The 13,849-nt window shown below is 71.8% G+C and carries 11 protein-coding genes; 5 read left to right on the forward strand and 6 right to left on the reverse strand.

Going from position 1 to position 13,849, the window contains the following annotated elements; translation table 11 throughout:
• Positions 1-130: 130 nt before the first annotated feature.
• The 3 genes from ACP4J0_RS27470 to ACP4J0_RS27480 form a co-directional block, all read right to left on the reverse strand.
• The gene (locus tag ACP4J0_RS27470; protein WP_426601404.1) at positions 131-3,139 is read right to left on the reverse strand and encodes a family 16 glycoside hydrolase; all 3,009 of its coding nucleotides are present in this window, start codon (positions 3,137-3,139) and stop codon (positions 131-133) included.
• Positions 3,140-3,343: 204 nt separating this feature from the next.
• Positions 3,344-4,741, reverse strand: coding sequence for a DEAD/DEAH box helicase (locus tag ACP4J0_RS27475; RefSeq protein WP_426601405.1), 1,398 nt, complete (start codon positions 4,739-4,741; stop codon positions 3,344-3,346).
• 265 nt (positions 4,742-5,006) lie between these two features.
• On the reverse strand, positions 5,007-5,810 hold the full coding sequence (locus tag ACP4J0_RS27480) for an SDR family NAD(P)-dependent oxidoreductase (protein ID WP_426601406.1): 804 nt from the start codon (positions 5,808-5,810) through the stop codon (positions 5,007-5,009).
• Positions 5,811-6,098: 288 nt separating this feature from the next.
• On the opposite strand from ACP4J0_RS27480, the gene ACP4J0_RS27485 reads away from it, so the two are divergent.
• Positions 6,099-6,938: an SDR family oxidoreductase gene (locus ACP4J0_RS27485; protein ID WP_426601407.1), complete on the forward strand. Its 840-nt coding sequence runs from the start codon at positions 6,099-6,101 to the stop codon at positions 6,936-6,938.
• 11 nt (positions 6,939-6,949) lie between these two features.
• Entirely contained in the window at positions 6,950-8,011 is a 1,062-nt protein-coding gene (locus tag ACP4J0_RS27490; RefSeq protein WP_426601408.1) for a type I phosphomannose isomerase catalytic subunit, read from the forward strand.
• A 13-nt stretch (positions 8,012-8,024) separates the two neighbouring features.
• Here the strand turns inward: ACP4J0_RS27490 and ACP4J0_RS27495 are convergent, their stop codons facing one another.
• Together ACP4J0_RS27495 and ACP4J0_RS27500 are read right to left on the reverse strand one after the other, a co-directional pair.
• Positions 8,025-8,984, reverse strand: coding sequence for an alpha/beta hydrolase family protein (locus ACP4J0_RS27495; RefSeq protein ID WP_426601409.1), 960 nt, complete (start codon positions 8,982-8,984; stop codon positions 8,025-8,027).
• 243 nt (positions 8,985-9,227) lie between these two features.
• A complete protein-coding gene (locus ACP4J0_RS27500) occupies positions 9,228-9,638 on the reverse strand; it encodes a PGPGW domain-containing protein (RefSeq protein ID WP_426601410.1) in 411 nt (136 codons plus the stop codon).
• 273 nt (positions 9,639-9,911) lie between these two features.
• On the opposite strand from ACP4J0_RS27500, the gene ACP4J0_RS27505 reads away from it, so the two are divergent.
• The 3 genes from ACP4J0_RS27505 to ACP4J0_RS27515 all read left to right on the forward strand — a co-directional run bounded on the left by ACP4J0_RS27505 (position 9,912) and on the right by ACP4J0_RS27515 (position 13,002).
• Positions 9,912-10,613: a bleomycin resistance protein gene (locus ACP4J0_RS27505; RefSeq protein ID WP_426601411.1), complete on the forward strand. Its 702-nt coding sequence runs from the start codon at positions 9,912-9,914 to the stop codon at positions 10,611-10,613.
• A 189-nt stretch (positions 10,614-10,802) separates the two neighbouring features.
• Positions 10,803-12,668 carry a CocE/NonD family hydrolase gene (locus ACP4J0_RS27510; protein ID WP_426601412.1) on the forward strand — a complete coding sequence of 622 codons (1,866 nt, stop codon included), beginning with the start codon at positions 10,803-10,805 and terminating at the stop codon, positions 12,666-12,668.
• A gap of 91 nt (positions 12,669-12,759) precedes the next feature.
• Entirely contained in the window at positions 12,760-13,002 is a 243-nt protein-coding gene (locus tag ACP4J0_RS27515) for a DUF5302 domain-containing protein (protein ID WP_426601413.1), read from the forward strand.
• Between the two features lie 67 nt (positions 13,003-13,069).
• Here the strand turns inward: ACP4J0_RS27515 and ACP4J0_RS27520 are convergent, their stop codons facing one another.
• The gene (locus ACP4J0_RS27520) at positions 13,070-13,834 is read right to left on the reverse strand and encodes an ABC transporter permease (RefSeq protein WP_426601414.1); all 765 of its coding nucleotides are present in this window, start codon (positions 13,832-13,834) and stop codon (positions 13,070-13,072) included.
• Positions 13,835-13,849 lie beyond the last annotated feature (15 nt).

Raw genomic sequence — 13,849 nt, forward strand, 5'->3', positions numbered from 1 at the left:
CCTCTCTTGCTCCTCCCCTCTTTCCCCCCCCCCCCCCCCCGCCCGGGGGGGGGGGGGGGTGGGGGGGGGGGGGGGTGGGGGGCGGGGGGGGGGGGGGGGGCCCCCCCCCCCCCCCCCCCCACGGCTGCGGTCAGCTCAGCGGTTCCACCCGGATGTTGCGGAACCGGACCTTGTTCCCGTGGTCCTGCAAGCGGATCGCCCCGGCGGCCGGCGTCTCGGCCCTGCCCGACGCGGTGGGCCCGTCGAGGACGATGTCGTCGTGGACCTTCTCGCCGTTCCACACCACCGTCACCCGGGCGTCGGCGGTCTTGCGGCCGCTGTCGTCGTAGCGGGCCGCGCGGAAGACGACGTCGTACGTCTGCCATGTCTCCGGCGCCGCCGCCGCGTTGGTGTCGGGCGCCTTCTTCAGATAGATCGCGCCGGCCTCGTCGGTGGCCGGCGAGGTGTCACCGTAGGAGTCGAGGATCTGCAGCTCGTAGCGGTCCTGGAGGAAGATGCCGCTGTTGCCGCGGTCCTGTCCGGTCACGTCCGGCGGCAGCAGTGGGACGCGGTACTCGACGTGCAGCCTGAAATCCTGGTAGGCCTCCTTGGTGCGGATGTCACCGCAGCACACCTCCATCGACCTCTCCTCGGCGAGCGGCCATGCCACGCGCCGTCCGTCCGTGTGCTGCCACTGCTCCTGCGAGGCGGCGGTGCCGTCGAAGAGCGCGACGCGGGCACCGTGCGGGCGCACGGTGATCAGGTCGAGGTTGACATGGCCGGTGTCGCCCGGCTCGTACCGGTAGGAGACGGTGTTGTGGCCGGCGCGCAGTCTCAGGCGTTCGGTCCGCGTGGACCAGGAGTCCCAGTCCCCGGTGGAGGCGAGTTCGGTCTGCCGCACCTTCTTCCCGTTGGCGTACAGGGAAAGGGACTTGGTGCCCTCGAACGGGTGCGGTCCGTTGGAGTACCGCAGGCCCACGTCGTAGGTGCCCGATTTCGGGACCGTCACGTCGAACGTCGTGGCGGCCTTGCCCTCGGTGTCGTACCGGTCGACGAATCCGCTGCCGGAGTAGCCGGCGTGGTCGGTGTCGATACCGGCCGTGCCCGTCAGACGCGCCTCCTCGGCCTCGTAGAGGGTGGCGGGCGGCGGCTGCTTGCCGGGCATCTCGTTGAGTGTGTACCAGGCCTCGGTGCTCCACAGCGTCTCGCCGGTCGCCGAGGTGAAGGGGCGGGGGGAGCGCACGTGCACCACGCGCTCCGGCTGGAGGCCGTCCAGCCTCAGCCGGACGGTCCGGCCGTCCTTGGAGAGCGTCGCCGAGCGCACGGACAGCTCCTCCTCGGCGATCTTCGGGCCGCCGTAGTCGGCGGTCGGCGTGTAGTGCCACTGCTCGACCTGGTAACGCTCGGCGAGTTCGGCGGCGGTCTCCTCGGACACCGGCTGGGTGTACGTCAGGTCGAAGCCGCCCGGCACGGCCCGCATCTTCTGGATGTCGAAGGTGTTGCCGCCGTTCGGCGTCAGCTTCTGCAGACCGAACTTGAGCTTGCCCTCCTGGCCCCAGTTGCCGTCGGCGCCCAGACCGCCGGCGTAGATCGCTCCGTCGGGGCCGAGGGTGATGCGGTTGACGCCTGCCTCCAGGCCCTGGGTGTAGCGGAAGACGGCGCCCTGGTACTGGCCCTTCACCTTCTCCAGGTAGGCGCGCTGCAGGCCGCCGTAGGTGACGTCGCCGATCAGCATCTGGCCCGCGAACCTGCCCTTGTTCAGGTACAGCGGGGTGGAGGGTGAGTTGCCGATCTCGTTCTGGGGCAGCCACAGCACCGGTTCGGTGACCGGGGAGTCCTCGAAGGGGCCGGCGGGCTCGGTGTAGTGGTTGAAGAAGCGGTCCTGTTTGATCTGGACGAGCTTCGAGGAGGGCAGCCAGCCGCCCTGGTTGTCGGTGGCGAAGAGACTGCCGCCGGGGCCCCAGCCGATGCCGTTGGGGGTGCGCAGTCCACCCGCGACCGGACTGATCCTGCCCGTCCTCTTGCTGATCTTGTATGTGGTTCCGCGGTTCGGCGCGGGCTGCGGAGTGGTGGTCGCGCCGCCGAGGTCGATGGCGACGGACAGGTTCACGTAGAAGTAGCCGTCGCGGTAGAGCAGGCCGAACGCGAACTCGTGGAAGTTTCCTCCGTACGGCCAGGTCGCGACCGTGCGGTACTCGTCGGTCACGTCGTCGTCGTTCAGGTCGACCAGCCGCGTCAGTTCGTGCTTCTGCGAGACGTAGAGCGAGCCGTCGACGTACTTGATGCCCATGGGTTCGCGCAGCCCGCTCGCCACCTTCTCGACGGTGACCTTGTCGCGGCTGGTCGCGCCGGTGACGTTGCCGAGCAGGTACACCTCTCCGGCAACGTTGTCGGAGCCGCCCCAGGTACTGATGGCGAGGCGGCCGTCGGGCAGCCAGTCCATGCCGGTGACCTGCGGTTCGAACCCGTCGGGGCGCAGGTCGGTGAGGGTCAGGTCGGGGCGTACGGAGGTCAGCGGCAGGCCGTCGCCGGGGGTGTCGCCGCCCGCCTCGCACTCCTTGCGGCCCGGTGCCGTCACCCGCACGACCCCGGCGTCGGTGCTCAGCGCCTCGCGGGGCACCACGGTGAACTCGCTCTCGCCCGGGGGTATCCAGGAGAGTTGCAGCTGCTGTCCGCCGCCCCGGTCGAAGTGCTCGATGCGCAGCGGGTGCGCTCCCGCGGTGAGGTCGACCGTGCCGTCCTTCGGCTCCGCGCCGTGCAGCCCGTCGTGGTCGATCACCGTGGCGCCGTCGAGGCTCAGCCGTGAGCCGTCGTCGCTGGTGAGCCGGAACACGTAGGTGCCGTCACGTGGCGCGACCAGGTATCCGGAGGCCTCCGAGACGAAGTTGTCGGCGATCCCGCCGAAGTCGGCGGTGGTGGACCAGTCGACCGTCGGCATGAGTGTGTCGTGGTTGGGGGTCTGGCCCGGCTTGAGGGTGCACAGCTCGTTCAGCGGTGTCTGGACGTCGAACACGCGCAGGGTGACTCCGGGCTCCTGCGGAGGGATGTCCGCGGGGGCGGCCGAGGACGCCGGGGCGGCCAGGACGCCGCCGATGGAGACGGCCGATGTCAGCAGGAGAATGAGGTGTCTTCGGGCACGCCTGAACAGGCGTTGGCGCATTGGTCCTCCAGGGCGTGGGGACCGGACCGTGCCGGAAATCGCTCCGGTCTCGTGCGGTGGGACTGCACTTCCGCCGCCAAGGTAGGAGACTTCCGCTTGACATGTCCATACTTTGTCATCGACGTGTTCAAAGTTCTCGGATCCCGCCCGCGCCCGGTTCTGGGACCCCGCCCGCCCCGCCCGCTCCCGCCGGTCCGCCCCGGGTCAGCGGCCCTTGCGTACCCGGGCCGCCGCGCGGGCCTCCGCCGCCTTGCGGGCCTCGGCGGTCTTGCGGGACTCCTTCGCGGGGCGGCCCGAGCGGGCGCCGAGGCCGCGGAAGGGCGCGTTGCCACCGCTGGTCTTCGAGCCGGCCGGCGGACGCTTCGCACCGGTGAGGGTGGTCAGCGTCTGTTCGCCGGAGCGCACGGGGGTGACGGTGGGCCGGATCCCGGCGTCGGACATCATCCGGTTCACCTCGCGCCGCTGGTCGGGAGTGACCAGGGTGACCACACTCCCGGACTCGCCGGCGCGCGCCGTACGCCCGCCGCGGTGCAGGTAGTCCTTGGCGTCGGACGGCGGATCGACGTTGACGACGAGATCGAGCGCGTCGACGTGGATGCCCCGGGCCGCGACGTTGGTGGCCACCAGCACGGTGACCTTGCCCTCCACGAACTGGGCGAGCGTGTGCGTGCGCTGCGGCTGCGACTTCCCGCTGTGCAGGGCGGCGGCCCGCACGCCGCTGGCCCGCAGGTGCCGGGTGAACCGGTCGACCCCGGCCTTGGTGTCCAGGAACATCAGCACCCGGCCGTCCCGGGCGGCGATCTCCGTCGCGGTCGCGTACTTGTCGGCGGGGTGAATGGTCAGGACGTGGTGTTCCATCGTGGTGACCGAGCCCGACGCCGGGTCGACCGATGCGACGACCGGGTCGTGCAGATGGCTCCGCACCAGCTGGTCGACGTCGCGGTCGAGCGTGGCCGAGAACAGCAGCCGCTGCCCGTCGGCGGGCACCTGGTCCAGGATGCCCGTGACCTGCGGCAGGAACCCCAGGTCGCACATCTGGTCCGCCTCGTCCAGCACCGTGATCCGCACGTCGTTCAGGTGGCAGTCACGTCGCGACACCAGGTCGGCCAGCCGGCCCGGCGTCGCGACGACCACGTCGGCGCCGCTCCGCAGCTGCGCCGCCTGCCGGTTGATGGCCAGTCCGCCGACCACCGTCGCCAGTCGCACGCCGAGCGTCTGCGCGTACGGCGCCAGCGCGTCGCTCACCTGCTGTGCGAGTTCCCGCGTCGACACCAGGACCAGCGCGAGCGGCCGTTTCGGCTCGGCCCGCCGGCCGGCGGTCCTGACCAGCAGGGCGAGCCCGAAAGCCAGCGTCTTGCCGGAGCCGGTCCGCGCCCGGCCGAGGACGTCACGGCCGGCCAGCGCGTCGGGCAGGGTCGCCGCCTGGACGGGGAAGGGTTCCGTCACCCCGAGGCCGGTCATCGTCTTCAGCAGCGCGGACGGCAGCCCGAGCGCCTCGAAGGACGCGGCCGCCGGGCGGTCCGCCGGCTCGGCCGGCGTTGTCGTTCGCTGGGATGTGCCGGTCCGGGAGACACCGGGGGGCGGCGACGGCTGCGCGTTCATGGGGAACCTTCCTGATCAGGCGCCCGGAACGCGCCCGGGTCCGTACCCATCGGTACGGACCCGGGCGCCTCAAAGCGTGACCCCAGTTTACCAGCGGGTACCGGAGGCCCGGCCGGTCCGCCAAGACCCCACGCGAGGCACTCCCGCGCGTCGACCGCAGACGCACAGACGCACAGACGCACAGTGGTACAGACGTAAAATGGTACAGACGTACGGGCGTGCAGACGTACGGGCGCGGCCTTCACGGCGGCACATGCGGATCCGGTCAGCTCCCGCCCCGGCGGGCCGCCGCGCGGATCGCGCGTTCGGCCTCGGCGAGGCCGGCGACCGGGGCCGGGTCCGCGAGCCCCGGCACACACACCACCTGGCCGGCGTCCAGAGCGGCCAGCGAGGCCTCGACCACGTGGTCCACGGGCATTCCGCCCTCCTCGTGCACGGACTGCTCCCGGCCCTGGACCGGCTCGTCACCGCGCGACCGGTGGAACTCCGTGGCGGTCAGACCGGGGCACAGCACCTGGACGCGCAACCGGGTACCGGCGAGTTCGGCGGCGAGCGTACGTGTGAAGGTGACCACGTAACCCTTGGTACCGCCGTACACCGCGCGCTCGGGCAGCGGATCCGGCGGCAGCGACCCCGCGAAGGCCAGCTGCGAGGCCACGTTGACCAGGGTGCCGCGCCCGCGTTCCAGCATGGCCGGCACCACCGCCCGTGTCAGCGCGGTGACGGCGAGGACGTTGACGTGGAGGACCTTCGTCATGAGACCCGGTTCCAGTCCGGCGAACGGGCCGTAGCCGTTGATCCCCGCGTTGTTGAGGAGGAACCCGACGTCGTCGTCCGCCGCGCGGCGCGCCACCCGTGCCACGTCGTCCGGTTCGGACAGGTCGGCCACGACTGTCTCCACCGTCGTGGCCGTCTCCGCGCGCAGCCGCCGCGCCAGGTCGTCGAGCCGCTGCGCCCTGCGGGCCACGAGGACGGTGTCCCACCCCTGGGCGGCCAGTCGTGCGGCGTAGGCCGCGCCGATGCCCGAGGAGGCTCCCGTGACCAGGGCCGTGCCGGGTCGTGCGTTCATGGTGATGCCACCTCTCCTGTCGCCGGCCTGCGGTGCCGTGATCGTTGACAGGTACCCGGCCCTCGCGTGGTCACCAACCGCGCACACGACCGACAAGGCAGGGAGCAGGCATGGATGAACACGGGCAGGGATGAGCAGGCGTGAGCAGGCGCGGGCAGACACGGGCAGGGGCGGCCAGGCATGGAACCACCCCCATGCGGCTACACGGACACCGGTCCCGGCGTCACCGCGGCCCGGCGGTGACCGTCCGCGGACAGCCCTCACGCACCTCGACGGCAGGAGTTCCAAGTGAGCCAGCCCGCACAGCAGCAGACGCCCCCCGGAGACACCGACCGGATGCGGCCCCGGCCGGACCACGGTGAGGAGAGCTACCGGGGATCGGGCCGCCTGTCGGGGAAGGCGGCAGTGATCACCGGCGCCGACAGCGGCATCGGGCGGGCGGTCGCCATCGCCTTCGCCCGCGAGGGCGCCGACGTACTGATCTCCTACCTCGACGAACACGACGACGCCCGCGAGACCGCGCGGTGGGTCGAGGAAGCCGGGCGCAAGGCGGTCCTGGTCCCCGGCGACCTCGCGGACCCGGAGCACTGCCGGGCGGTGGTGCGTACGGCCGTGGACACGTTCGGCCGCATCGACGTACTGGTCCCCAACGCGGCCTACCAGATGACCCGCGAGTCGCTCGAGGACATCCCGGACGAGGAGTGGGACCACACCCTCGCGGTGAATCTCAGCGCACTGTTCCACCTCTCCAAGGCCGCCGTGCCGCACATGCCGTCGGGCGGCTCGATCATCGCCACCACCTCGGTCAACTCCGACTCCCCGCCGCCGCAACTCCTGCCCTACGACGTCACGAAGGCCGGGATCGCCAACTTCGCCGGCGCGGCGGCCCAGCTGCTGGCGGGGAAGGGCATCCGGGTCAACAGCGTCGCGCCGGGCCCGATCTGGACCCCGCTGATCCCGTCGACCATGCCGGCCGGGCAGGTGGAGAGCTTCGGCCGGGACGTCCCGATGGGCCGGCCGGGGCAGCCCGCCGAGGTGGCGCCGGTGTACGTCCTGCTGGCCTCCGACGAGAGCAGCTACGTCTCCGGGGCCCGGGTCGCGGTCACCGGAGGCCGGCCGATCCTGTGACGAGGCCGGACGTGGACTGGTACCCGCTGCGGCTGACCACGCCCGTCAAGCAGCACGTCTTCGGCGGCCGGGCCATCGCCGACCGCCTCGGACGCCAGGGGCTTCCCGCCGGACGGATCGCCGAGACCTGGGAGGTCAGCGACGTCGACGGCGACGGGGCGCGGGTGCGGGAGGGGGCACTGGCCGGCACCTCCCTGCGGGAGCTGGCCCTCGCACACCCGCGAAGCCTCGTGGGGCGGGACTGGCGTGGCCCGCGCTTTCCGCTCCTGACGAAGTTCATCGACGCCGCCGCCCCGCTGCCGGTGCACCTCCACCCGGACGACGAGGCCGCACGCGAGCGGGGTGAGCCCAACGGCAAGACCGAGGCCTGGCACGTCCTCGAGGCCGAACCGGGTGCCACCGCGCTGGTGGGCGTACGGCCGGGTGTAGGGAGGGAGCGGTTGCGGCAGGCCCTGCTGGAGCAGGACTTCGACGCCGCACTGCGACGTCTGCCCGTGCGTGCCGGGCAGACGCTGTACGTCCCGGCCGGCACCGTGCACAGTTTCGGCCCGGGCACACTCGTCTACGAGATCGAACAGACCTCGGACCTCCAGGAACACGCCATGCCGCACCGTATGGAGGACGGGAGCGCCCTCGACGACGAGCAGTGGCACGCCAACATCGACGCCCTGCTGAAGCAGTGGAAAGCGGATCCACGGCCGGAGTTCGTTCCCGGTCTGCGCCTTCCGGCCCACGAAGACGCTCAGCGGGTGATCCTGTGTGCGGGCCCCTGCTTCGCCCTCGAACGGTGGCAGGTGCGGGCCCATGCCGTGCTGGAGCACTCGTACACGACCGCCCTCGTGGTCAGCAACGCGGGTGCGCCGGCCTCCTTCACCTGCGGTACGTGGACGGAGGGGCTGGGCCGTGCGGAGACGGTACTGCTGCCCGCGGCGCTCGGCCGGGTACGGCTGCACGGGCCCGCCGACGTCCTGGTCGGCCACGTCCCCGACCTGGAGGCGGACATCCGCCGGCCCCTGGCCTCGGCCGGTTACGGACCGGCCGTCGTCTCGGCCCTCGGGGAGGGCCTCGGCTGAGGCCGGCGGCGGCCTACTTGGACTCGACCCGTCCGAACGGGTTCGGTCCGGCCGTGAGCTCGTCACGCGCCGCCTGCCAGGAGGGGTCCCCGGGATACAGCTCGCTGCGCAGGTAAGCGCAGGTGAGCCGCTGGACCGCGGCCACCCGCTCGGGATTCTCGTCCGTGGTCTCGGCGACGTCGTAGCCGGCGACCCCGCCGAGCCCGTGTTCCGCGTCGAACAGGGTGAGCAGGGACTTGGGGCCGGGGGCGAGGACGTACGGATCGGCGTGCCACTCCGCCCCGCGGACCGTCAGGTGGGCGGAGTCGTCCTTGTCGCCGGCGACCACGAGCGCGGGCGTCGTCATCTGGGAGAAGTCGGTGGTCAGCAGGAAGGAGAAGTTCTCGGCGGCGGACTCGCTGAGGGCGTCGCCGCCCCGGCCGGGCGCGGCGAGCAGGACGCCCGCCTTGATCCGGGGGTCGGCCAGGTTCGCTTCCGTTCCGTCGTCCGGATCGGTGAGCCGGGCGCCCAGCAGCAGGCTCGCGGTGTGGCCGCCCATCGAGTGCCCGGCCACGGCGACCCTGCTGCGGTCCAGGCGTCCGAGAAGCTGCGGGACGGCGGCTTCCAGTACGTCGAGCTGGTCGAGGACGCGTGTCATGTCCTCGGCCCGCGATCGCCAGAACAGCGGGGCCCCAGGGGTTTCGGGGTCCAGCCGCAGCGTCCTGGAGCTCAGGTGGGTGGGCTGGACGACGACGAAGCCGTGCGCTGCCCAGTGGTGGGCGAGGGGAGCGTAGCCGTTCAGCGAGGAGAGGTGGTTCGAGTAGCCCTGCCCGTGCGAGAGGAGGATGACCGGCAGGTCGCTCCCGGTCACGGGTGCGGAGACCCGCACCTCCAGGTCCACGGCCCGCCCCGGGGCCGGCAGTACGACCGGAGCGACCGAGAGGACGCGAGTGGGCGAGCCGGCGATGTCGGGTAGGGAGGTCGGTGCACTCATGATGCGTATGTCCGTTCGATGGCGGCGACGGCCGGTGTCGTCCGGCCGGCGGGCGGGTGGGTGCAGTGGGACGTCCGGCTTCTGTCGAACGAAGCGGAACGTTGTCCCGTTAATATACGGAACGTTGTTCCGTTTGGTCAACGGGTGCAGGAGACCGGACCGCTCGCTGCGATCGCGCGGCAGTGACCACGGGCGTCGCACACCTGGAATCGCCCGCTCGTTGCTCTCTGTGCCGACGGGGGGTCAGGGCCTGCCGCGGGCCGCGTGATTCCGCCGGTGGGTCCAGCCGAGCAGGGCGAACAGGATGACGCCCGAGATGATCAGGCTCGCTCCGGTGCCCCATCCGGAGTACGGCAGTTGGGGAAGCGCTCCCCACACGACACCCGCGACGATGAGGAGCAGCCCCACCAGAATCGAGCCCGCGATACGCCAGGGTGAGGAGACGCTCTCCTCGGCCGCCCGCATCGCCTGTCTGCGAACGGGGGCGACGAACCGGTCCAGGGCCGGGACGGCGCGCGCCAGCAGCACCATCCCCGCGAACACGAGCAGCAGGCCCGGTCCGGGCAGCACCAGCAGGGCGGCGCCGATCACCACCAGCACGGCGCCGAGAGCGCCGAGAACGGCTCGCCGGATCGATTCGACACTGCGCGCCATGTCGCCCCACCTTCCTGCGGTCGGCAAGAACCCTGGTTCCGTCGGCCTGCCCAACCTTAGGCAGGCATCGAGGTGCGGGCGATTCCACCCGGTCCGTCCGCCGGGCGGTCCGGCTCGGTCGCCGACGAGGGTGCCGCGCCCGCGCCCGTGGCCCGGAGGGTGCCGTACCGGAGTTCACTGCTTCCTGAGTGCGGGCTTCGGCGGGCTGCCGTCATGGCGCGTGATCTGTGCGAACTCCACCCCTCGGTAGTCAAAGTTGATTAGATTGAGGGCGTGACTGAGAAGACCATTCCGATCCTGCCGTGCCGGACCATCCAGCCCGTCCTCGACTTCTACACCGCTCTCGGCTTCGAGGTGACGTTCCGGCAGAAGAGCCCCAACCCGTACGCGGTCGTGGAACGCGGCGGCATCGAGCTGCAGTTCTTCGGGATGAGAACGCACGAGCCGGCCGAGTCGGTCAGTACGTGCTACGTCCTGACCGATGACGTCGACGGCCTCCACGCCGCCTTCCGAGCGGGACTCAAGGCGGCCCGCGGGAGGGTCCCCACGCGAGGGCTGCCGCGTATCGGGCCGCTCAAGGACATGTCGTACGGCGTGCGGCAGTTCCTCATGACCGATCCGGGCGGCAACTGCATCCGCATCGGGCAGCGCACGAGCGAGGACCGGCACCACCGGCGCGCCCCCGAGGGGACTTTCGCCCGTGCCCTGCACCACGCCTGCCTCCTCGCGGACTCGAAGGAGGACCCGGCGGGCGCCGCGAAGGTCATCGACCGGGTCCTTCACCTCGAGGACGAGCGGCCCACGCCCACCCAGTTGTTCCGCCTGCTCGTGCTGCGAGCGGACGTCGCCGGGCGTCTCGCCGACGAGGAGACCACGGCCACGGCGCTCGCCCGGGCCGCCGCGGTCCCTCTCACCGCGGAGGACCGGGAATCGGTGGCCGACGCACTCCAACGCCTCGAAGAGCTGCGGAACTGAGGGCGGCAAGCGGTCGAATACGAGAACGGCGAGGCGCCAGGCGGGCGACGGTCTGCCGACAGCCGATCAACGGTGCACGCCGAACGCCTCCGACACGTAAGGAACTTGACGCCCCATCGACGTACGGGGCCATCGCTGCTAGACCTGCACCACCTGCACCACCTGCACCCACCGTTCAAGGAGGAGCATGTGAGAGCACGTCGCGCGTCCGTCCGCACCACCTCGGCCCTCGTCGCCACCCTCGCCCTGACCGTCGGCCTCGCCGGTCCCGCCGCAGCGGCACACGACGCGGGGGTCGGGCCGGCCGCCACCGCGACCGGCCCCGTCACGCACGAGGAGAACGACCGCGTCCCGGAGGGCTCGGTCTGGACGCAGCACTACTTCCCGTCCTCGGACGGCTCCGGCACCCAACTGCACGCGGACGTCCTGCTGCCCGAGGGACTGGCCAGAGGCCAGAAGGTGCCGGTCATCCTGTCGGTCGGCCCGTACTTCGCCCACTCCGGGCAGACCGGTCCGGAGGGCTGGACCCGCACCGGTCCCTCGGCCCGCTTCCAGGACTTCATCGAGGGCACCGACCTGTTCGACCAGGGCTACGCCTTCGTCATGGTGGACCTGCGCGGCTTCGGCGGCTCCACCGGCTGCCTCGACTGGGGCGGCCCCGGAGAACAGGCCGACGTCCGGGCCGCGGTCGACTGGGCCGCGAAGCAGCCGTGGTCCACCGGCGCGGTGGGCATGTACGGCAAGTCGTACGACGCCGTCACGGGCCTCATCGGCAACAACCTGGACCAGCGCGCGCTCAAGGCCGTCGTCGCCCAGGAACCCCTGTGGGACATGTACCAGTACATCTATTCCAACGGCGTGCCCCGGCCCAACGTGACCGGGACCGCCGGTGCGTACAACTCCATCGCCACGATGCCTCCGATGGCGGACGACGATCCCCGGTACCGGGCCAACGCCCGGTACGAGGAGCGCCACCCGGAGTGCCTGACCGAGAACTCGGCCGGATACCGGATATCCGACCAGCGGGACGAGCACTGGACCTCCCGCGACCTGGCCCGCATGGCCAGGGGCAGCGACACACCGCTGTTCGTCACGCAGGGCTTCATCGAGAACAACACCAAACCCGAGGAGATGGAGGAGTACCTCGACAACCACAAGGGCCCCGAACGCGGCTGGCTCGGCCAGTGGGACCACGTCCGCGGCGGCGACCGCACTCCCGACGGACGCCTCGCGATGGGCCGCGAAGGCTGGTACGACGAGACCCTGTCCTTCTACGACCAGTACCTCAAGGGCATCCGGCCGACGGTGCGTTACCCGGCCTACGCCGTCGAGGACTCCACCGGCGCCTGGCGCGCCCAGCGCACATGGCCCGTCACCGAGCGGTCGGTCACCCTTCGGCTCGGCGGCGGCTCTTACGTGGACGACGGCGGTGCGTCCGCCCGAGCGGCCCTGACCGCGACCGGCCGGCCGGCACCGCAGGCGCCCGCACGGCCGGACGGCGAGTGGGACATGGAGAACGCGCCCGCGACCGAACGGCCGGCCCCCGAGGGACTGGCCGGAGAACTGGCGGAACGCCAGCAGGCCGGTGAGGTCACCTCCAGCTTCTTCGTGTGGTCGAAGCCCCTGAAGAAGGCCGTACGCGTCACCGGCACCCCGCAGGTCACCCTGACGGCCAAGGGCGAGGGCAACGTCATGCTCAAGCTGTACGACGTCGCCCCGGACGGCACCGCCGTCATGTTCGACGAACAGGTCTCCCTGGTGGACTCGGGCCGGCTGTCCGTCGACCTGAAGGCGACCGACTGGACGCTGGCGGCGGGGCACGTCCTGGCCGTGGAGATCGGTTCCGTCCAGACCGGCTCGTGGCGCGACGCGCCCTCCGGCGAGACCGTCGAGGTGAAGGGAGCCAGGCTCCGGCTGGCCCTGGACGACCCGGCCGACGACGTGGCCACCCCCGGCGACCGCTCACCGTACCTGGACACGTACCTGCGCCAGTACACGGTGGCGCTGCCGGCCGGTCCCGGGACGTTCACGGTGGTTCCGGGCGGCCGCCGGTGACGGCCCCGGCGCACGGCGGGGCGGGGGCGGTACCCCGGGCGGCGGTCGGCATGACAAGCTGTGGTCCTGTTGTCCGAACCCAGGAGGTCCCATGGCTGCAGAGTCTTCATCGCAAGCAGGTTCGGAGTCGGCCGAGGTCGAGGGCTCTGCCCTGACGCCCGACGAGGACGGCCAGTACGACCTGAAGGGCAAGTTCCGTCAGGCCCTGGAGCGCAAACGCGGGAAGCAGGCGGAGGCCGCGGCCCTCGCCGCGCACCCCGACGCGTCGAAGATCCGCGGCGCACACGGTCCGGCCGCGAGCCAGCGGTCGTTCCGGCGCAAGAGCGGGGGCTGACGGCGCCGGAGCAGCAGTGTGTGAGGGCCCGGCGCATGACGACCGGGCCCTCACCGGTGTCCCGACGTCACGCACCGCGCGCCTGCCTGCTGAGCTTGGCGCGCGCCACCAGCTCCAGCACGATCGCGATCGCGACGGACTCCACCGCCAGCAGCGCGACCAGTACGAACAGCTGGACCGCCCCGGCCAGCAGGGGTGAGGCTCCGCCGAGGAGCATGCCGATGAACGCGCCGGGCAGGGTGACCAGCCCCACCGTTCTGGTCTGGTCGAGTGCCGGGATCAGGGCACCGGCGGCCGACGGCCGGGCGATCTCCAGCCGCGCCTCCCGGTCCGGGAGCCCGAGGGACAACGCCGCCTCCACCTCGCCGTGCCGTGTCTCCAGCTCCTCCAGGGCACGCCGTCCGGCGAGCACCGTCGCCGTCAGCGCGCCCCCGATGAGGATGCCGGTCACGGGGATCAGCGCGATGCCCTTGACCGGGAGCAGTCCGATGGCCACGAGCAGCAGGACGACCGGGAACACGGCGAGACCGATCGGTACCGCGGCCCACCACCAGGTGCGGTTGCCGGTGATGCGGCGGCCGGCCGTCCGTGTCGCCACCGCGAACATCATGGCGACGAACGCGAAGAGCAGTGCGCGGGAGCCGAACGCCCACCGGACGACGACCGCGACCGCGGCCAGCTGGACGGTCGCCCGGAGCCCGGCGGTGACGATCGCGCGGGTGTGCCCGAGCCGGGCCGACGCCGCGACCGCCGCGCCGGCGACGAGCAGCAGGGCGAGTGCGACGCCGAGGGTCGCGTTCACCGGGAGCAGGGTCGGGGCCGACGTGATCACAGCCCCACCCTACGG

The organism is Streptomyces sp. WG7 (assembly GCF_049975785.1).
Taxonomy (GTDB): Bacteria; Actinomycetota; Actinomycetes; order Streptomycetales; family Streptomycetaceae; genus Streptomyces.

What these genes read in the sequence shown, in the direction of transcription:
- ACP4J0_RS27515 (WP_426601413.1), top strand. Translation starts at nt 12,760, where the DNA reads ATGGCTGCAGAGTCTTCATCGCAAGCAGGTTCGGAGTCGGCCGAGGTC.
- ACP4J0_RS27480 (WP_426601406.1), bottom strand. Translation starts at nt 5,810, where the DNA reads ATGAACGCACGACCCGGCACGGCCCTGGTCACGGGAGCCTCCTCGGGC.
- ACP4J0_RS27470 (WP_426601404.1), bottom strand. Translation starts at nt 3,139, where the DNA reads ATGCGCCAACGCCTGTTCAGGCGTGCCCGAAGACACCTCATTCTCCTG.
- ACP4J0_RS27475 (WP_426601405.1), bottom strand. Translation starts at nt 4,741, where the DNA reads ATGAACGCGCAGCCGTCGCCGCCCCCCGGTGTCTCCCGGACCGGCACA.
- ACP4J0_RS27495 (WP_426601409.1), bottom strand. Translation starts at nt 8,984, where the DNA reads ATGAGTGCACCGACCTCCCTACCCGACATCGCCGGCTCGCCCACTCGC.
- ACP4J0_RS27500 (WP_426601410.1), bottom strand. Translation starts at nt 9,638, where the DNA reads ATGGCGCGCAGTGTCGAATCGATCCGGCGAGCCGTTCTCGGCGCTCTC.